The following is a 20634-nucleotide window of genomic DNA, read 5'->3' on the forward strand; positions in this document are numbered from 1 at the left end:
AAAGAACGATAAATATAAGTAAATGATTTTTATCGATAATTAGAGTTTTTGAGCTCGTGTGTAAGATGTATCAGCTCGTAATGTGTAATATTTTCACTGTGAAACGAGTTTAATATTCACAGTTGGAAAAACAGGGAAAGATCTTCTATATAACTTAAAAAATTTAATGAGAAGGTCTAGATAAATGAAGTTTTTTTCAAAGGAAAATGCGGCGAAACAGGCGCTTGCTCAATCAATCTTGGCTGTAGTTACCATAGATGAAAAAAACAACATTACGTTTTACAACGATGCCGCTCAAAAGTTATGGGGCTATACGCCAAACGAGGTACTAGGCAAAAATATCAAACTATTGGTTCCCCACGAACACAAAGCAAATCACGACAATTACGTTAATTCTCATCGACAAACAAATGTTAATAAAATCGTTGGCAGCTCGCGAGAAGTCGAATTAGAAACAAAAAGTGGGGAGCGAATTTGGGTTCAGCTTGCTTTATCTCAGGTTATTGTTGCAGGAAAGAAGCACTACACCGCTTTCGTTCGAGACGTTACAGAAGAGCGAGAGTCTCGCGAAATAGTGGAGCAAACATTAGAGCAAGCGTTAGATGCTGTGGTGTGTATCGATGAAAACAACAACGTAACCTTGTTCAACGCATCCGCTGAGAAGCTATGGGGATACACAAGAGATGAAGTAATTGGCCAAAATGTGAAGATGTTAGTGCCTCAGGCGATTCAAGCGAACCACGATAACTATGTCAACGCAAATAGAGAAACAGGCCAAGACAAAATTGTCGGAACCAGCCGCGAAGTTAAAGTGGAGCGGAAAGACGGTAAAAGCCTGTGGGGCAGGCTGTCTTTGTCTAAAGTAAGGCTGGCTGACCGAACCCTCTACACAGCATTTATTAAAGATGTAACAGAAGAAGTAGAGCAGCGAGAGTTACAACGTATGCTTTCGCTGGTTGCCAACGAAACAGACAATGCCGTCATTATATCTGATGCAGATGGTCTCATAGAGTACGTTAATAACGGGTTTTACCGGTTGACGGGGTGGGAGCTGGACGAAGTAAAAGGCAAGAAACCTGGATCATTTTTACAAGGTGAGGAAACCGATCAACGTACTGTGGATGTGATACGACAAAAAATTAAAAACCGCGAAGCATTTTATGATGAAATTCTTAACTATAGAAAGGACGGTACACCTTACTGGACTTCACTATCAATAAACCCCGTTTTCAAAGAAGAAAAACTCGTTAACTTTATCGCGGTTCAGGCTGATATTACTCGTGTTAAGCAAATGGCTTTAGATTTTACTAACAAATTAAAAGCTATAGGCAGTGCACTTGTTCTTCTTGAAATGAAGCCTAATGGTGAAGTCGTTGAGGCAAACAAACTACTACGCGACACATTGAACGGGGTAATGAGCTCTGAATCATTTGCAAATGAGGTAATGAATAGTCTTTCTGCAGAGGACAAGTCTACTCTAGAGAGCGCTGGTTTTGTTTCAAAAATTACTGAGTTTCAAGTGGCTGGGCGTTATCTTGCCTTTGACGCGAGAATCAGCGCACTTAAGAACTTCAACGGGCAAGTAACACGTTATGTCTTTTTTGCCGTTAATATCACCTCTAGAAAACAAGCGGTGAACGATACTCAAGATTCTATGAAAGAGCTACTGGTTACCAGCCAGACTATAAGTAATATAGTGGGCACAATTAATTCTATTTCTGAGCAAACTAATTTGCTAGCGCTAAATGCAGCGATAGAAGCGGCACGAGCAGGTGAAATGGGAAGAGGGTTTGCGGTTGTGGCTGATGAAGTACGAACGTTAGCAGGTAACTCCCAGTCCTCATCCAATGAAATTGACAACTTAGTTAAAACGACAGTGTCAAAAATTGAGGAACTGGCGCAGCTCATCCAGAAAATAGATGGGTAGCAAAAAGTAAAAAGCCTTGGCTGTGTTGCCAAGGCTTTAGCATTCTCATTAAGTCACGTTGCTAAACGTGAGGCAACCAATGTCTTAGAAACGATACTCAACACCAATACTGGCTTGCTTAAGATCGGTTTCAAAATCGGTGTCGTCAATGTCATCAAACGCTTCGTCTGCATCAAGCTCTGTATCATAAACAGTGTACTCGGCGTTTACTAAAAAGTTACTAGTAATCGCGTAGCTTAGACCTGCGCCTACAAACAAGCTTTCGTCATCGTTATCACGTGAAACGCCAGCAAAGTTATACTCGGTTTCTGACCAAAGTTGACCTGCTTTCGCGTAGAGAGAAAAACGCTCTGTTAATGGAAGAATACCCTTGATCGCCGCTGTGTAGCCGTCTGTTTCAGCACCTGCAAGGTCGTTACCGTAATCACCAAAATCGATGTAACCACCTTCAATTGCAATCCACTCATTGAATTTATATCCAACAAGGCCTTGCCAAACATCTTTGTCATCGTCAAAGTCATCTTCACCTTCAACGCGTAGGTAACCGTAATTACCACCTACATAAAAACCACTGTCTTTTGCTTCAATTTGATTTGATTGAGCATGCGCACCGAATGAAGCCATAGCACTGATAGAGGCAACAGCTGCAAGTCCGGTAAGTGTCTTAAGTGTGTTTTTCATAAGTTCATCCTCATTACTTCTTTAACATTCCATCGACTTCTTATCTGAAGTTAATGCGTCTTTAATTGCATCATCTCTGTATCAATTGCTGTGCCATGGTAGAAATTGCAGAAGGTATTTCAATTAGATGAAAACTTTACATAAACCGGCACTTTTTAGTTGGTTATTTAGCCGCTTATAGAAAGTATGGAAAAGTTTCACTCTTCAAGAAGCGAAAAAATTTCCCAATCTCTGAAAGAGATTCACAGATCCAGCTCATTTTCCGCATTACATAGTTCTACTGAGCGACAGTCGATTACGTCATAAAGTGAACTGGGTTCTTAACATATTGAAATTAATAAACTTTTCATTGATTGGATTTTCTAATCAGTTGAATTCATTTTATCAACTGTAAATATTCTCTAAGCCTGTCTATCTTTTAACTGCTTATGAGGTAAACAAAATGTTAACAAATTAGTGGTGTGATTCGCACTCACGCTTTGGTAACTACAACAAACTCAGACGGGAAAAGACCATGACTATAAACAGGTTTAAAAAAACCACAGTATCAGTACTTGTTGCCCTATCGCTTGGTGCAACAGGGGCTATTGCCAACGATCAAATTAGTAAGCCTGCTGGTGCTAAAGGCACGGGCACTGCTAAAGCTTTTCAAGCGAAAAATAATCAATTTTGGTGGCCTGATCAGCTCGATCTCTCTCCGTTAAGAGATCACGATAATCGCTCAAACCCACTAGGTGATGATTTCAGTTATGCAAAGGCATTCGCTAAGCTAGATCTCGACCAAGTAAAAAAAGATGTTAATGAGCTACTCACTACTTCTCAAGATTGGTGGCCGGCCGACTTCGGAAATTATGGTCCTTTCTTCATTCGACTTTCATGGCACAGTGCAGGTACCTATCGTACGCTAGATGGTCGTGGCGGTGGTGACGGTGGTCAAATGCGTTTTGATCCGCTGAACAGCTGGCCAGACAACGGAAATCTTGATAAAGCGCGTCGCTTGCTTTGGCCTATTAAGCAAAAGTACGGTGAAAGTTTATCTTGGGGCGACTTAATGATCCTTGCGGGTACCGTAGGCATGGAAAACATGGGCTTTGACACCTATGGATTTGCGGGTGGTCGTACCGACGACTGGGAACCTGACATGGTTTATTGGGGCCCAGAAGTGGAAATGCTTGCGAGCGATCGTGAAGAGCGCGACGGTAAGCTTCAGCGTCCGTTGGGGGCAACGCACATGGGCTTGATCTATGTTAACCCTGAAGGCCCTAAAGGTGTGCCTGATCCGATGGGATCTGCGAAAAATATTCGCACTGCATTCGGCCGTATGGCGATGAATGATGAAGAGACCGTTGCGCTAATAGCGGGTGGTCATACATTTGGAAAAATGCACGGCGCACACAAGCCTGCTGATTGTTTAGAAGCTGAGCCAGGTGGTGCAGGCCTAGAAGAGCAGGGACTAGGTTGGAAGAACAATTGCGGTAAAGGCAATGCAGAAGACACAGTAACGAGCGGTTTGGAAGGTGCTTGGACACAGCTACCTACTAAATGGACGAGCCTATATCTCCAAAACTTATTGGGCTTTGAGTGGAAGCAAACTCGCAGTCCTGCCGGCGCTATCCAGTGGGTCCCTACCGATGAATCGCTTCATAAATCAGTACCAGATGCGCATGTAGAAGGTAAGAAAAATCCTCCTGTGATGACTACAGCTGACTTGGCGCTTAAGTATGATCCAGAGTATCGAAAAATTGCCGAGCGCTTCTTAGCGGATCCTAAAGAGTATCAAACGGCGTTTGCCAAAGCGTGGTTCAAGCTAACTCACCGCGATATGGGTCCTAAGGCACGTTACTTGGGTAACGATATCCCAGAAGAGAACTTCATCTGGCAAGATCCAGTGCCTAAAGCTGACTATAAAGCGATCTCTGATAAAGACGTTAAGAAACTTAAAGCTGACATCTTAGACAGTGGTTTAACCGTTCAGCAACTTGTGAAAACAGCATGGGCGGCAGCGTCTAGCTTCCGAGCATCTGATTTACGCGGTGGAGCGAATGGTGCTCGTATTGCCCTTGAACCGCAAATGAATTGGGAAGCCAATGAGCCTGAAACCGTTCAAGCCGTTGTTTCTAAGCTTAAAGAGATGCAAGAAGACTACAATTCACGCATGTTTTCTAAGAAGAAAGTGTCTCTTGCTGACCTCATTGTGATTGGCGGCGCGGCAGCAATTGAAAAAGCAGCGGCAGATGCTGGCGTCAAGGTTACTGTGCCAGTGGTTCCTGGTAGAACTGATGCTACCCAAGAGCAAACAGACGTTAATTCGTTTTCATTGTTAGAGCCAACAGCCGATGCGTTTAGAAACTATTACAACGCAGAAGCTAGCTATCGTTCGCCAACCGACATGCTGGTAGACAAAGCCGATCAGCTTAATCTAACGGTACCAGAAATGACTGTTTTGCTTGGTGGTCTGCGTTCATTGGGAGCAAATACAGATGGCACTAGCCACGGTGTATTTACTGACAAAGTAGGCACGCTTAACAACGATTTCTTCGTAACGCTTCTTGATATGGGCGTTAAGTGGAGAAAAACAGATAACCCGTCTGTATATGAAGGTGTAAACAGAACTACTGGTGAAGTTATGTATACAGGTACGCCTGTAGACCTGGTCTTTGGATCAAACAGTGAGCTGCGTGCAGTGGCCGAAGTTTATGCCTACGACAATGCGAAAAGCCGTTTTGTTAAAGACTTCGTCGACGCTTGGACCAAAGTGATGACGCTAGACCGTTTCGATTTACGTCACGATCTAAACGCCAGCTTGGGTAAATAGATGCGGTATAACTGCTATCGCGAATTAGCTTAACAACTAATTCTCAATAGACATAAATCTAAAAGGGCGCTTCCGCGCCCTTTTTAATTGATTTCTATAAGTTGTGTTATGAATTCTTAATGTGATTAAAACGCCCGCGAGACCATCGCAAACCCACCTTTAATTCGATACACTGAACCTTTATTTTTCGCTTCTATAGACAATTACCACAATGGCTAGTCTTCAACGAACGTTGGTCAATTTAGAAATGCTAAGCGACGATATTAATGCACTTCACGTCGACGCACTTAATACGCACGCCCACATTAAGCTTTTACACAATGTGTTGAATGAGCTAAAGAACGCCGAGCAATTTGTTGCCTTAGAAACAGAGGCCAGTTTCCAAAAGTCGTTATCTGGCTCACTGTTTGAGAACATATTTGAACGAAAGCGTATGGTAGGTGTTTACATAAAGCTGGTGGGCTATGTTATTACAGCGTGGGAAGCGACCAATAAAGCGAATGCAATCATCAGTGAAAACTTCGATTCAAGTGCCGATAAGCGATTGGAGTTACTGCAGGTAAAAGCAATAAAAGCCAAATCTCAATTAAAAACCGTAGCGTCAGCGATGGGCAAAGAAGACTATGCAAAGTTTGTCCAGACGTTAGGTCTGTCTGCCCAAGAGTGGCAATGGGATACACTTCGCGCTAGGTTTTAGCCAGCGCGAAGGTATGACCGAAAGCGCTCATTTCATGAGCGAGTTTAGCTACGGTGTGGTATTTCGAATACCAATGCCTTGTTCGTTGATAACTCTTACTTCGCGTTGAGGGAACGGTATTTCAATGTTGTGCTCGCGTAATGTTTCAAACACAGTAAGCAGCAAATCGCCACCCACGCGGTTTTTACCATCGTCCACACCTTCCATCCAAAACTCAACGAACATGTTAACGCCAGAGTCGCCAAAGCTATCTATTTCACAGTCAGGCAGCTCTTCAAATGGAACATCATCGCCACTGATCACCTGCGGATGTTCCGATACCGCCTCTTTAATAATCTCTACCATCGCGCGGATGTCAGTTTTATAGGCGACAGAAAAGTCGATGCGGTAACGTTGTTTTTGGTTTTTGTGTGTCCAGTTTATTAGCAAGGAGCTGATAAACTTTTCGTTAGGCACCAGTACATCTTTACCGTCATATGTCTCTAATACGGCATAGCGCATTTTAAATTCTCTGACGATACCTTTCTGCCCGTCTTCCAATTCAACGTAATCGCCTACGGTCAACGATTTATCCAATAGAATAATGATGCCCGAAATGAAGTTTGATGCGATGGACTGCAGACCTAAGCCTAAACCCACACCTACTGCACCACCAAACACGGCTAATGCGGTAAGGTTAATTCCCATGACGTTAAGCAATAAAAGAAAGACCACACAGAACAGGGCAACTTCAAACAGCTTTGCGAACACTTCTTTGGTAGAAACGTCGAGCGACTTATGGTTTCGAATAATATCTTGCCCAATGGCGTTCGAGCTGCGGCCTAGCCAGAACAGCAAGCCACCAAACAATAGCACTCTTGTTACGCCATACGCTGAAATTTCAACATTGCCGACTGATATTGCCATTGACTCCAATGCTGAAGTTATCAGCGGAAGCACGCCAACTAAGTGTAAAAATAGGATAGGTAAACCTACCCATCGCATAAACGCTGCAATGGTGTTGTTTTCGACAAAACCAGTAATCAAGGAATTAACAAACAGCATTAGTGCTACAACAACGGCTATTTCCAATAGCCATGCATCAAACTGAAATTGCGCCCCCAACACGGTAGTAAGCTTTAGCATACTGATGGTGATAAGCGGGAATAGTGCCTCACCCAGATTGTATAAAAAGCCGTGCATAGTATGTGCGCCTTGCTGTGGCTTTTCTCGGGTAAACTTAAATGGCTTTTTTACTTGTCGTGCAAGCAAAAACGCAACGCAATAAATAATTGCGATTGTTGTAAGCTGGATAACAAAGCTATCAGACATCACCGATGCTTTGACTAAAGCCAACTTTTCCTCAAAGTGCTGGGTTAAACTATCAACATTCATGTTTTCTACTTCACTTGTTTACCACACTGCAGCAGCGTGGATGTAATTTGAGCGTGGAATAACTGCGCGCTTTTTATCTGTTATAACAAATATGGTAAAGCTTTTTTTATCTATCCAACAGAAATTGGCTATCAAGTTGTCTTTAATTTCAAAGATTTTGAGGTGTTTTTACGTAGAAGAGCCCTGTTTAAATTGTTTTTTTAACGCACACTTTTAAAAGCGAAATGTCTTAAGGTATTGATAAATATAATTAAACTCTGTTACTTGAAAAGTTTACGTTTCTAGGTCGCAAAATTCGTACTAAATAGATATTTATCGTTTTGATAAAAATATAAATATAACAATATCTCTCCTAAAAATGAGGGAAGACGTTACTGTATAAGACCATTCTCTTAGTGCGAAAAGCCGATAAAACTTCCCATGCTCTTAAGCTATGTAAATCGGAACTTATTAAGTGAAACGTCAGGAATGCTTAACTAGATTTTGAACAAAAAATGCGCTGGTGGCTTTCGGCTTTTAGTGGTAGACTCCGCGCGCAATTTGTAAGAGTAAACACCTACGTTCTTTTCTTGATGTCAAACACCAATAAGCCAAGTTGGCAATGGCGTATCTCTTTAGGTTTTCCCAGTAATCTATAACCCCCACGGTTAGCAATAAAGCACTAACGCTTATACCTTTGCGGTATGCAATTTTTTATAAATACCTATGACAGGAGTTTATTAATGTCATTTACCCAATTAGGGCTCGCTGAACCCTTGTTAAAAGCTATTGAAAAACGAGGATTTAGTACACCATCACCAATCCAGGAAAAAGCAATACCAGAAGTATTGCAAGGAAAGGATGTGTTGGCAGCTGCGCAAACGGGAACAGGGAAAACTGCAGGATTTGGACTTCCTATTTTACAGAGATTGATGGAAGGACAACCTGTATCTGGCAACAATGTTCGGGCACTTATCTTGACACCCACGCGAGAACTTGCTGCTCAGGTAGAAGAGAGCATCAGAGCGTTCAGCGAGTTTTTGCCGTTAAAAACTGCCGTGGTATTTGGTGGTGTAGGGATTAATCCTCAAATGATGAAGCTGCGTAAAGGTGTGGATGTGTTAATTGCTACGCCTGGACGATTGCTTGACCTCTACCAGCAAAACGCTGTTAAGTTTTCTCAGCTTGAAGTGTTGGTATTGGATGAAGCCGACAGAATGCTTGATATGGGCTTTATTCACGACATTAAGAGAGTATTAAAGCTATTGCCACAAGAGCGCCAAAGCTTACTGTTTTCAGCCACGTTTTCTGATGAAATCACTGCGCTGGCGAAAACAATAACGCGCAACCCTGTGAGTATTTCAACCGCGCCAGCCAATACCACGGTAGAAGCGGTTCAGCAGCACTTAGTGACCATTGATAAATCTAAAAAGACGACCGCGCTTATTTGTCTGATCAAACAGCAGAAGTGGGAGCAGGTGTTAGTATTTAGCCGCACGAAACACGGCGCAAACCGTATTGCAGAAAAGCTAACTCGGTCAAAAATTCCAAGTGCCGCGATTCACGGTAATAAAAGCCAAGGAGCGAGAACTAAAGCGCTTGCTGACTTTAAAAATGGCGCAATTAAAGTGCTGGTAGCTACCGATATCGCAGCACGCGGCATCGACATTAGTGAATTGCCTATCGTTGTAAACCTAGACTTACCCAATACGGCTGCTGATTATGTTCACCGAATTGGTCGTACAGGGCGCGCAGGCGCTAGTGGACAGGCTTGGTCATTTGTATGTGCTGAAGAACTGCAAAACCTGAAAGATATTGAGACACTGATTCAAAAGCTGCTTCCTCGTGAAACGTTGGAAGGTTTCGAGCCTCAGCAAGCCGTGCCTGTTACCACGCTTTCTAAGCCTAAAAAGCCCAAGAAGCCGAAAAAGTCGAAAGCTCCACAAGGTGAGAGCGGCAGCGAAGGTAAACGAAGTGGCGAGAATAAAAAGTCGGGTCAACGTCAAGGCAACCGTAGCGGAAATGGTAATCCGCGCGCAGGTAAACCGGATTCGCGCAACAATAGCGGTGGAAAGCCTGCAGGTCGAAGACGCTCAGGAAGTGAAGGAAGTGCCGCTAAACGACCAGCTAAGCGCAGAAGTAATCCGTCAAATAGCACCACTAATAATACGGCATCAAACAGGGCAAAAGCGTAAACAGTTGAACTGCGCTTCATAATACCGAGTTTATTAAAAAAGGGCCGTTGGAAAGGCCCTTTTTAATGTCCGTACTCTTTGTTGCGTCACCTTGATGTAGAACCTCTATACCTGCGATAACACGCCGCGATTACGAACATCTTAAATCTCGCTGAGTGGGTAATTAATTATGTTCCCACGAAAACGGATTGTAGTGTCGCAATGCTGGCGTGGTGTTGACTCCGTTGCCATTCTCAGAATCTAACGTAAGCTCGGCGCGCTTTATCAGCGTTTGTTGCAGTTCAGTGCGAAACCCTTTGGTCTCTTTCCATAGCTCGTTAAGCCCTTGTGGGGTATTACCTTGTAAATCTAGCGCAAGTAGCGGACCGAGTTTGTCATAAGCGCTTTGTAATCTGAGTGCTTGCTCTTTATTGTAAGCTTCTTCTTCATCTGTCGCTTCCCAGTTAATAAACGGGGCTTTTTGCGCAGTTGTCATTGCAGGAAAGCGAGAGAAATACTGAATGTACTCCGATAAGGGAATGCTGTCAGCGCGCCCCCATATATCCATTGACGTTCTGTTTAACAATGCGCTGGTTTTAGGTTCAACCACCATTACTGTTGGTGTGGCGTAATAAATGGGGTAGTCAAATCGCTCGGTTATATTTCTTCTGTCTTCAAGTGTTCCCACATCAACAAATACGGTTTCATAATGAGCGCGTAGAATAAGGTCCATTTCCTTTGTCGCAAAACGCTCAGCTAAGCCAGTACTGTCGTGGCACCACTGAGCACCCAGAACAACCAAAAGTAATTTGCTTTGTTCCACAGCTCGCTGCTGTGCATTGACCACATCTTGATAGGGTGATGCAGACGGAGCGTAAGTGTAAGGACTTTCATTTTGAGTACTTACACAGCCATTTAACGTGGTGAAAGTGGCAATTAGGACAGCAATGTTCAGGCACTGTCTAAAAAAACGGGCTCGGCGAGTAATGAAATTTTTTTGCATACGGTTATCAAAATAGTAGTTAAATCAACAGCAATGTAGCATAAAAAGGATGCAGCGACGCACCTAAAACGCAGTAGAGTAACTTAAGCACTGTAGGGCAAAGTCAGGCAAACTCGGGTGCCTGTTGGTTTGTTCTGGGAAATATCAAACTCACCATTTATCAACTTTGCGCGTTCTCTCATCGACAGCAGGCCGAGTGTGGGTTCAGCGTTTGCTAAGTGGGCAAAATGCTCAGGGATGCCGCCGCCGTCGTCAGTAACGATAAACACGGCACTGTGTTGCGCATAGTTGATATCAATACTGAGCGACGTCGCATTGGCATATTTTATACTGTTTGTCACCGCTTCCTGCACAATGCGATAGATATGTATTTTCTGGTCTGAATCGAACGGTACTGGCGTGCCGCTAACGTTAAACGAATAGTCTATGTTTGCGCGCTTGAGCGTGGTAATGATCTCTGAACGTTGGATCACGCTTTCAATGGGAAGTGTATCAATACCGGACGGACGTAATCCTCCTAAGCTTTTCTTCATTGCGTGGTATAGAGCATCTATCTTATTGAGCATCATGTCGTTGTCGCTTTCTCTGCTATCTAGCGACAGTTGAAGTTTCAAATCGACTATGCGGTGACCAAAGTCGTCGTGTAAATCCCGCGATAAGCGCTTTCGTTCATCTTCTTGCACTACCACTAATTGACTGGCCAGTGCTTGAGCGCTTTGCACCGATACTTCAAGATCCTCGTTTTTCTTCGCAAGCTTCATATTCAGCAAGGTAGATTGGTTAATTGAAGCACCTAAAATGAGGCAACTTGTACATGATGCTAAGATGTAAAACTGATGCTCAATGGGAGGAAGTGCGCTCTGGCTTGCCACCACGAACGCAGTAATACCTATGAGTAAACACGAAAACGCACTGCCAACTATGGCATAGCGATACGATAAAAAGAGCGCGGGGAAAACCGCTAGATACTTAACTTGATAGCTGATGTTAATTTGTTGGGAGTAGGCATAGCTGCTCAGCATCAGCAAAACCAGCCAAGCGATTGTTGTAAGGTACAGTACTAAATGACTCTTAGGGATAGATGGCCGTTTATATAATGCGAAAAGAAAAGGACAAAGAACAACAATTCCTACAAAGTCACCCAATGAAAAATCAAACAAAATAGAAAGAAAAACCTCTATGCCTGTTTGCAGTTCAATAGCCCTTCTGCCCAAAAATACCGCCCCAAGAGCAACACTTATAAGAATACCAAAAGCCAACGTGGCAAGGGTGCTGAAAACATTGTCTATATAGGGTGCGCTAAAGCGACGTCTGAATAAATAAACGCAGGTGCAAATTACCGCAGGTGACAGCACTAAATGGACTAAGTACCAACCTATGGTTCCACTTAAAAACGCCGTGTTGTCGAGAATGCCACCGGGGTGAAATAAAATGAAGTGGGTTGATTTTTCTGCGATGAGTAGCAGTGGCCAGCTGTAAATTGGCAGTAGTAAAAACGCCGCCAGGCGAACTCCAGCAGGCAAATACCAGCTCACCGTACCTGAAATAATTTCGAATTGGGTGCTGAACAACCACACGCCGTGAAATAGCGCGGTATAACCTAATCCCATTAGTAAATAGGTAACGTTGAAATACCGCGTTAGATTCATCAATTTGCTTTGACTAGCGTATCGTCGTAGATAACGTCAGAAACGTCGAGGTACCCAGTTTCTAAAGCAATTCTAAGTAAACCAAATTGGGAGGTTACATTGAGTTTCTTGTAAATATTAGTTCTGTGAACCATCACTGTTTTCGGGGCAGTATCTATGTAGTAAGCAATCTGTTTTGGCTGGAATCCTTTTGCTAACAGTAAGAAAATTTCCTTTTCCCTTTCAGTAAGGATAGAGGTTAGCTGTTTATCACCGAAAGCTAACTTTTTACTAATATCTGTGCTTAGATAATTCTCGTCCTTTTCTAGAGACTCCAACGCGTCCATCAATTCTTTAGTGGCGGCATTCTTTGTAACGTAGCCATCGGCGCCGAGTTCAAGCGCTTTACTAATATAGCCAACATGATCATACATGCTCAGCATTAAGCACTTTATAAACGGCGCGTCTTTCTTGATTTTTATCAGCGTGTCGAAACCACTTTCCTGTGCTAATGAGATATCTAGAATGGCAACGTCAATATCGTCTAACGTAGCGAAGGAGGGAAGAGCATCCAGAGAGCTTACTGCGTAAGAAACATGCCAGCCATACTCTTGCTCGATGAGTGTTTTAATGCCATCCCTTACAATTTCGTGATCGTCAATAATGAGTATGTGCATGAAAAAATGCTTATTATTTCTTAATGCATCAAGTGTACGTTGTATTTGGCTTATAGTGAATAAGCCGATGGCTTAGATTGGTGCTCTCTTTAATTCTCAGAATAAAAAAAGCCGGCCTATCCTTGGCCGGCAATTGCTTAACTCTTAACTGTTCAGCGTATCATTCGCCAACTGTCACGAAGAGCGCGTCAGCGATACGCAAACTACATTAAAGGTTTACAGACACTGGTGCAGAGCATGCAGAGGTTTCATCACAAACCATATAAGTATACTCACCAGGTTGAACGCCTCTGCTTCTGTCGCGATAACGTCCAGTGTTGCTTACTTCTTCAAGTAGCTCACCGTTGCGATAAATCATTACAGTATCGGCCATCGAGCCACTATATGATAAATCTACGCGTAACGAACCGAATCGAGACAGCATAGCGCGGTCAATTTCTGCAACAATGTTGCTATCTGAAACTGATACGGTTTCTGTTGATACGCCAGTTTGGCCTTCAGAGTCGGTAACCGTAAGGGTTACGTCATAGGCGCCAGTGCTCGCGTAAACATGCGTTGGGTTCTCTTCCGTTGAAGTAGAGCCATCGCCAAAGTCCCAGCTATAGCTGACAATGTCGTCATTAACGTCGTTACTGTTATTAGTAAAGCTTACTGATAATCCTGAAGCGTCATAGGTAAACGCAGAGTTAGGCGGTGTTGGGCCTACTTCACCAATACCGGTCACCACAAGGCTCCATGTGTTAACAGTGCCGTTGTCACCGTTGAACGTATCAAGCACGTTCAAGGTCCAATCGCCTGTTGCTACTTCGCCGTTAAAGGCATCAGAGTTATAGCTCTCAACGATATCATCTGTAGCGCCACCTTGATTCTGACGAAGAACGGTGGTCGTACCCTGAGGAGAGGTCAGTGATAGTACGAGATCTCCGCTATAGGTGTGTGTGATATTTACCGACGCCTGCATACCGAATACGGTTAAGTCGTCAGGAACGTTAATCACTAGGTCCACGCCGACATCGTCTGGATCTTCTTCATTCGGTAACGTAGGTACAGCATCACCAGAATACGCGTAAGGGAATTCGTTTAGCCCTTGAGGGTAAACATAAAGATTCGCTGATTTAGATTTCTCAATATCACCGCTTACACCGTTCACCGTAAAGCTGTATGGACCCCAAGGCGTATCTTCAGATGTCTCTACGGTCAGTGTTACCGTATCGCCAGGCATTGCCGAGCTTGCACTTAAAGACGCGATATCACTTGGCTCTGCAAGCGATAGCTGTACTTCTTCTTCGTAGCCAGCAATTGAACCAACTTCAATAGTGAAGGTGTAGGTTTCACCCGCTTCAATTTCAGCTGAACCAGGTGTAATGCCCAGTTTAAAACCTGGAGTTGGATCAGCTTCTTCAAGTGCGTTAAGTACATTTAGGCGGTTACCAGATACGGTGCGACCATCAGCCCATAGGCTAGTTTCACCTGTAGACATTAACAGCTCTTTCATTTCAGATGGCGTAAGTTCTGGGTTTAGTGACCACACAAGTGCTGCTGCACCCGCAACATGTGGCGTTGCCATTGATGTGCCTGAGTATGCCGCATAGCCGTTACCTGGGACTGTAGATAGGATAGCTGTACCTGGCGCCGCGATGTCTACAGTTTCAATACCGTAAGAGTAGCCGCTGTCTCCGTCAGTACGAGTGTGGCTAGCAACTGCAAGCAGACTGTTTGTTGTAGTGACATAGTTAGACGGGTAGTTATCTACGTTGTCGTTGTTTGAACCAGAGTTACCTGCCGCAGCAACAAACAAAATACCCGCTTGGCCAGCTTCTTCAATAGCAGTTTCTAGCGCTTCACTATAGCCGCCGCCACCCCAGCTGTTGTTGGTAGCTTTAATATTGATGCCGCGGTTCTCTTTAAGGTCGGTGAAGTAATCGATACATTCAATAGCGCCAGCGGTTGAACCGCCGTCAGGACCTAAGAATTTACATGCAGCGATTGACACGTCATGGTTTACACCGACCACGCCAATTCCGTTTCCGCCCACAGCGCCAATTGTCCCGGCCACATGCGTACCGTGAGAATCGTCGTCCATAGGATCAGAATCGCCGTTAAAGGCATCGATACCGTAAACATCGTCAATATAACCGTTGCCGTCATCATCAATACCGTTTCCAGCAATTTCACCTGGGTTAACCCATGCGTTATCTGCAAGGTCTTCATGATTGTAGTCAACACCCGTATCGATAACGCCGATGACCACATCGCTATCACCGGTTGTAATATCCCATGCTTCTGGCGCGTCAATATCCACATCTGCAGTACCGCCGGCTTGACCGGTGTTATTCAAACCCCATAGGTCACCATAAGAAGGATCGTTAGGTACCAGAGCTTTGCGGTACAAGAAGTTTGGCTCGGCGATTTTAACCGCAGGATTTTTCTTTAAGATTTCTATGGCGTCTTTTACAGACTTGCCACGAAGTTCCAGTTTGGCAATGCGACCATTTAAAAGGTTAGAGAAGCGATCATCTACCTCATCACGGTTTGCGTCACTAATTCGTGCACCTACCGAAGAGCGAGCGCGCATCTTTTCCGCTTTGCTTACATTTTCTTTGTACACAACGATAACGCTATCGTCGAAAATTTCGGCTTTTGCGGCGTGTGCATGACTAGATACCATTAGCGGTAAAAGGGCTAATGACAGTGCTGAAAGGCCTGTTTTAAAAGGCTTTGTTTTCATAATTAGATTCCATAATTAGCAATAATGCTTTAATCACAGAACCTTCTCGTTCGGTCTGATATAACTAACGGTTAAAACTTATAACGCAAATTTAAAAACCTGCCACCCCTAACAGTAAAATTTGCTCAAAAATACTACTTAACCACTAGGAAAAAGTGAGAAGAGAAGCCCAAAGTGGTACTTAATTACTATGATTTTTGACAGGTAGTTCAGATCTCTATGTCTTAGGGGCGAGCTGTAGCAATACCCGTTAAAAGACCCTACAAAAACTAGGTGGTCTTACCAATAATTACTCGGTGCGTGAATTTTTGTCAAATCTAGCACTATGGTATTACCCATTATAAATAACTTGCTGATTTAACGTGTGCTAACTGTATTTGACCTGTAATAAATACAACTTATTGGTGATGGATTCTCGCCGTCTTAAGGAGTGTTATAGAGGGGTCACCTTTGTTGTTAATCAAGGAAGCAGTCGTTCTCATGGACAAGAAGTTAAAGGTTAAAAAGAGCCAATTTGCTAATAACGCTAAGGCATGTAGAGCCGTTGCGTTGGCAGCCATTACCGGGTGCAGTCTTCTAGCCGTAAATCTTCCTGCTTATGCTCAACAGTCCGACTTATCAACAAGCTCAGACATGGTGGAATCTTCTCTTTCAATGAGTCTGAATGCTCAAGCTATAACGATAGACGATGAAACGGTCTTCATCGCTGTTAGTCAGTTTGGGCTAAATAACATAACTAACATTATCCAAAGCGGCAACGGCGCCAACCTATCGAATGTTGTTCAAAACGGCAGTAATAACGAAGCTCTGATCACACAGCTGGGTGAGGGGAACGTGGTTAATTTACTGCAGCAAAACAACAATAACTATTTCGAGATTATTCAAGATGGGTTCGACAATGTAGCCAATGTTAATCAATTGGGTGAACAGTCTTTTACTGTTTACCAGATAGGGAACGAAATGGTGATTAACATCACACAATATCAAGAATGATGTGATTGCCATAGGGAGACAAATGTGAAAATGAAAAAAACAAAAATAGCGAGTGCATTGCTTTTAGTAGCAGCGACAGGGTGGGCATCGGCTCAGGAAGTTCCAGCGAGTAAGACAGTTGATTTCAGTGCTTCCGCAGATTTTATTGCTGCAGCTGAAGGCAATGAAATTACGCTAACCCAAACGGCACCAGAGGGAAATGAGGTAGGTAATGAATCTATTTTAAGTCAGGAAGGTGACTTAAATGCAATTTTTGTAGAAGTAACGGGTGACGCAAACGAAGTACTAGCTTCACAAATGCAGTCAGGTAATACCTTCTTTGCAAGTGTCACAGGTAACGGCAACTTCTTAGAGTCTGAGCAAGATAGTTTAAATAGTACAGCCGATGTCGTTGTCGAAGGTGACGATAACACGGTTTCACTTGTTCAATTAGGTGATGGCGGCCCTATCGGTTTTATTTTTAATCGCTCAATAAATAGCATTTCGGGCAGCGGAAACACGTTGTCAGTGTATCAGGGCGATGGTGGTAACTGGGCTAATAATGCCATTGCGGGTAACGACAATACGGTATTTGTTGATCAAAGTGGTGACTGGCACGAATCGTATGTTCGCGAGTTAAGCGGTGATGCAAACGTTATCGATGTTATTCAAGACGGCTATTACAACGTGTCTGATTTAACCGTTATCGGCTCAGAAAACGAAATTGAAATTGACCAAGATGGCGACCAGAACGCTGTGGGTTGGAGCATGATTGGCGACGGTAATGTGCTAGAGTTTGAACAAGATGGTGATGGCAACGAGATTACCACAGGAGTATTTGAAGGCTCTGGCAATGAAGTTAATATCGATCAAATCGGTGACGTAAACTTAGCTACCGTAGAAACTATCGGCGGACAAGCGAATACGTTCGAAATTAACCAAGTGGGCGAAGGCAATACGGCTTATGCTGGCGTAATTGGCTTATTCAACGAGTTTGATTTAACTCAGGTAGGTGATGCCAATGAAATCAGCACAGTTAATTTCGATGGCCTGTTTAACACCGTTGAAATTGAGCAAGATGGCGATGCCAACTTGGCGTTAGCACAAGCTGGTATTGGTGATGCAACTTACTACGCTGATGGCAACATCATTGAAATGTCTCAAGAGGGTGTTGAAAATACGGCATCAGTTGAGTTGGCAAGCAACGTTACATCAAGCTACAACGAAATTATGGTTTCGCAAACGGGCGAGCTTAACTTACTAGACCTATTGGTTAACGGTGACGACAATATTGTTAGTGTTATGCAAGAAGGCGTAGGAAACTGGGTAACAGACGACGCGGGTGGTCAGTTTGTTATTTCTGGTGATATGAATACATTTGAAGTTACGCAAATGGGTAACGATAACTTAGTTACAGGTAGTATCACTGGCAACGGCGGCACAGTAAGTGTTACGCAGGTTGGTGACTACAACGTAGCTACCGTTGTTCAGATGTAAACCTACAGATGTAAAAGTGAGTAGCCGGGCGTTTGCCCGGCTATATTCAGTAAAATGAAGTACTTGTATTGTTTCTCTCTTATCACACTGCTTTTTAGTGTGTTCTTTTCTCCGATTCACGCAGAAGAAATTCGGCTAGGTGGACTGTTGCTCGATAACAGTATTAGCCGCCAAGGCCACGAATTTGCCTCTCGCATTAGCCAATACTGGCGAGAAGTCCCAGACAGTTCGGGTAAGAACCTTGTTGTTAAAGAAATTATTGTGCCACAAGCGGGTACTCTTCTTTCGGTGATTTACGACAATAGAGTGGTTTATCAAACGTACATGGGGCGTAGACAAGTACCGTTAGATGAAAAAGTACAGCAAGCCATCATGTTAGTTTTAGACGCGGTGGCAAACGCGAGTATAGACAGTAGAAGCCCAGATTTAGCAGGGGACGAATGGTAATGAAAAAAGGGATATTGATAGCAGCCTTAATCGCGACTGGCTCGTGGACTTCAGCTAGTGTGAAAGCAACAGAGTTGGTGTATGAACCGATCAACCCGTCATTCGGTGGTAATCCACTTAACGGATCATTTTTATTAAGTAAGGCGAATTCACAAAACGCTCATACAGCGCCTTACAGCGAGCGCTCCTATGACGAACGCCTTCAAGAATCACTCGAACGCGCCTATATCAATCGTATAGTCCGCGAAATCACAGACATCGCATTCGGTGAACAAGAATATGATGAAGATGGAAACCCGATAGACAGCATATTCAATCAGGATAGTATTTTTGTTAGTGGTGACTTTCAGGTAGAACTAATAACGAGTAATCCTGACAGCATTGTTGTGAACATTACTAACTTACTGACAGGTGAGGTTACTGTCGTTGAAATTCCACGGTTTGGGTAGGGAAACACATGAGAAGTACCGTTTTTTTAATAGTGGCCATGGCGCTTGCAGGATGCCAGTCCATCACTAATACGCTGCCGCCAGATACAACGGCCGCTGATGTAATTAAAGACAGTGCCACATTGTCTGAAGTAAAAAGCTTGCCAGCGCCTATGGGACAAATTCCGGTTTCTGTATATGCGTTTAGAGACCAGACCGGGCAATATAAACCTAGCACTGGGGCAAGTTCGTTTTCTACTGCGGTGACTCAAGGCGCAACCTCTATTCTTGTTCAGACCTTAAGCGAGACATCGTGGTTTTTACCTGTGGAGCGTGAAGGGCTGCAGAACATTCTTACCGAACGCAAAATAATTAGAGCCGACGAAAGCAGCGGAGGCGATTTGCCGCCACTCACGACAGCTAGAATTATTATAGAAGGTGGGATAATTAGCTACGATACCAACATTCGTACCGGCGGCGCTGGTGTAGAGTACTTTGGCATTGGAGCGAGTGAACTGTTTAGGGAAGATCAAATTTCCATTTACATGCGTGCAGTTGACGTGAGAACAGGTCAAGTACTGGTGTCGGTTTCAACCTCTAAGAAGGTACTAAGCCAGGAGGTGAGAGCAGGCCTGTTTAGGTATGTTTCGCTTAAGCGCCTGCTTGAAGCAGAAACGGGCTACACGACTAATGAACCCATGTTCGAGTGCGTTAAACAAAGCATAGAAAAAGCGGTGACTGAGTTGGTGTTACAAGGAATGGAGAAAGGCGTATGGCGCGCAAAAGCGTAAGCGCCATACGCAATTAAATTTAATGGATTATCAGTTTAGATGCTTACTTGTTGTGGTTGGCTAAACTGATGATCGAACCACTTGATAAGCTCAACGCGATTTCGGCAGTCCGTTTTCCTAAATATGCTGTAAACGTGAGTTTTCACCGTATTTACGCTGATGTGTAAGCAGTCTGCAATCTCCTGATTTTGGGCACCATCTGCAATTTTGCGTGTGATGGCCAACTCCCTCTTGGTCAGCACAGTATGTGACGATTGAAGTGCAGCAACGGGTTTTGCTTTAGACACTAAATTGGCATCAATATAGCGACTCATAATCTCGCGACTGAACCATTTGTTGCCCGCCTGAACTTGTTGAACACCGCGAACCAGAAGTTCTAAGCTATCTTCAATATGGAAAATACCATTAATACCATGTTGCAGTGCCGCATAATGAAAATCGACGTCAGACTCTGGCACGTTGAAAATGACTTTGTTCAACTCTGGGTTATCGTTGACTACAGGCAAGTTGAGCATAGCGGCAGAGTCACAATACTGCGCATCGATAAAGAAGGTATAGGTGTTATTAAGCACGCTTCGAGGTGGGTGAATCGCACCGGTTGTGACGACAAATCCACATGACGGCAAAATACTTAGGAATCGTTCGTAAGCCCCATCCCTTCTAGTATTTTCTGAAAAACTTTTTCTTGTTAAAACGAACGCTTGATGTGACATGAAAGCTCCTTTTCGTGTCTATCAACCTTACGAACTATACATTGGCTTTACAATACTCCTCTGGTCTAACTTGCTCCTCCAAAGCGTAACAAAATGTAACAGT

General features: G+C 43.7%; 16 protein-coding genes. 9 read left to right on the forward strand and 7 right to left on the reverse strand.

Translation table 11 applies throughout. The annotated features are described in order from the left end of the window. Nucleotides 1-184: 184 nt before the first annotated feature. On the forward strand, nt 185-1927 hold the full coding sequence (locus AWH61_RS07785) for a PAS domain S-box protein (RefSeq protein ID WP_075176719.1): 1743 nt from the start codon (nt 185-187) through the stop codon (nt 1925-1927). 84 nt (nt 1928-2011) lie between these two features. On the opposite strand, the gene AWH61_RS07790 is transcribed toward AWH61_RS07785, so the two are convergent. Next, nucleotides 2012-2608 carry a porin family protein gene (locus AWH61_RS07790; protein WP_014949483.1) on the reverse strand — a complete coding sequence of 199 codons (597 nt, stop codon included), beginning with the start codon at nt 2606-2608 and terminating at the stop codon, nt 2012-2014. Between the two features lie 514 nt (nt 2609-3122). Between AWH61_RS07790 and katG the strand changes: the two genes are divergently transcribed. Continuing rightward, nucleotides 3123-5423, forward strand: coding sequence for a catalase/peroxidase HPI (gene katG, locus AWH61_RS07795; RefSeq protein WP_075176720.1), 2301 nt, complete (start codon nt 3123-3125; stop codon nt 5421-5423). A gap of 211 nt (nt 5424-5634) precedes the next feature. After that, nucleotides 5635-6120 (forward strand): hypothetical protein, encoded by a 486-nt coding sequence (locus tag AWH61_RS07800; RefSeq protein ID WP_014949481.1) that lies wholly within the window; start codon nt 5635-5637, stop codon nt 6118-6120. A 48-nt stretch (nt 6121-6168) separates the two neighbouring features. Here the strand turns inward: AWH61_RS07800 and AWH61_RS07805 are convergent, their stop codons facing one another. Further along, nucleotides 6169-7494 carry a mechanosensitive ion channel family protein gene (locus AWH61_RS07805; protein WP_075176721.1) on the reverse strand — a complete coding sequence of 442 codons (1326 nt, stop codon included), beginning with the start codon at nt 7492-7494 and terminating at the stop codon, nt 6169-6171. 722 nt (nt 7495-8216) lie between these two features. On the opposite strand from AWH61_RS07805, the gene AWH61_RS07810 reads away from it, so the two are divergent. Further along, the gene (locus tag AWH61_RS07810) at nt 8217-9668 is read left to right on the forward strand and encodes a DEAD/DEAH box helicase (protein WP_075176722.1); all 1452 of its coding nucleotides are present in this window, start codon (nt 8217-8219) and stop codon (nt 9666-9668) included. A 163-nt stretch (nt 9669-9831) separates the two neighbouring features. On the opposite strand, the gene AWH61_RS07815 is transcribed toward AWH61_RS07810, so the two are convergent. The 4 genes from AWH61_RS07815 to AWH61_RS07830 all read right to left on the reverse strand — a co-directional run bounded on the left by AWH61_RS07815 (nt 9832) and on the right by AWH61_RS07830 (nt 15683). Next, on the reverse strand, nt 9832-10650 hold the full coding sequence (locus AWH61_RS07815) for a thioredoxin family protein (protein WP_075176723.1): 819 nt from the start codon (nt 10648-10650) through the stop codon (nt 9832-9834). Nucleotides 10651-10733: 83 nt separating this feature from the next. Then, entirely contained in the window at nt 10734-12299 is a 1566-nt protein-coding gene (locus AWH61_RS07820; RefSeq protein WP_075176724.1) for an ATP-binding protein, read from the reverse strand. Continuing rightward, nucleotides 12299-12955 carry a response regulator transcription factor gene (locus AWH61_RS07825; protein ID WP_014977387.1) on the reverse strand — a complete coding sequence of 219 codons (657 nt, stop codon included), beginning with the start codon at nt 12953-12955 and terminating at the stop codon, nt 12299-12301. The genes AWH61_RS07820 and AWH61_RS07825 overlap by 1 nt, the downstream gene beginning before the upstream one ends. A 208-nt stretch (nt 12956-13163) precedes the next feature. Next, a complete protein-coding gene (locus AWH61_RS07830) occupies nt 13164-15683 on the reverse strand; it encodes a S8 family serine peptidase (protein WP_014950703.1) in 2520 nt (839 codons plus the stop codon). A gap of 480 nt (nt 15684-16163) precedes the next feature. Here AWH61_RS07830 and AWH61_RS07835 point away from each other — a divergent pair, with 480 nt between their 5' ends. The 5 genes from AWH61_RS07835 to AWH61_RS07855 are packed head-to-tail and all read left to right on the forward strand — an operon-like array spanning nt 16164 to nt 19818. After that, complete coding sequence (locus tag AWH61_RS07835) at nt 16164-16676, forward strand: minor curlin subunit CsgB (protein ID WP_014950702.1); 513 nt, start codon at nt 16164-16166, stop codon at nt 16674-16676. Between the two features lie 30 nt (nt 16677-16706). After that, nucleotides 16707-18152, forward strand: a complete 1446-nt coding sequence (locus AWH61_RS07840) for a curlin (protein WP_075177105.1) — start codon at nt 16707-16709, stop codon at nt 18150-18152. Nucleotides 18153-18206: 54 nt separating this feature from the next. After that, a complete protein-coding gene (locus tag AWH61_RS07845) occupies nt 18207-18599 on the forward strand; it encodes a CsgE family curli-type amyloid fiber assembly protein (protein WP_014950700.1) in 393 nt (130 codons plus the stop codon). Then, complete coding sequence (locus AWH61_RS07850; RefSeq protein ID WP_014950699.1) at nt 18599-19048, forward strand: curli assembly protein CsgF; 450 nt, start codon at nt 18599-18601, stop codon at nt 19046-19048. The genes AWH61_RS07845 and AWH61_RS07850 overlap by 1 nt, the downstream gene beginning before the upstream one ends. Nucleotides 19049-19056: 8 nt before the next feature. Next, complete coding sequence (locus AWH61_RS07855; protein WP_014950698.1) at nt 19057-19818, forward strand: CsgG/HfaB family protein; 762 nt, start codon at nt 19057-19059, stop codon at nt 19816-19818. Between the two features lie 35 nt (nt 19819-19853). Here the strand turns inward: AWH61_RS07855 and AWH61_RS07860 are convergent, their stop codons facing one another. Beyond that, a complete protein-coding gene (locus tag AWH61_RS07860; protein ID WP_014950697.1) occupies nt 19854-20531 on the reverse strand; it encodes a helix-turn-helix transcriptional regulator in 678 nt (225 codons plus the stop codon). Nucleotides 20532-20634 lie beyond the last annotated feature (103 nt).

The organism is Alteromonas sp. W12, assembly GCF_001924945.1.
Lineage (GTDB): Bacteria > Pseudomonadota > Gammaproteobacteria > Enterobacterales > Alteromonadaceae > Alteromonas > Alteromonas macleodii.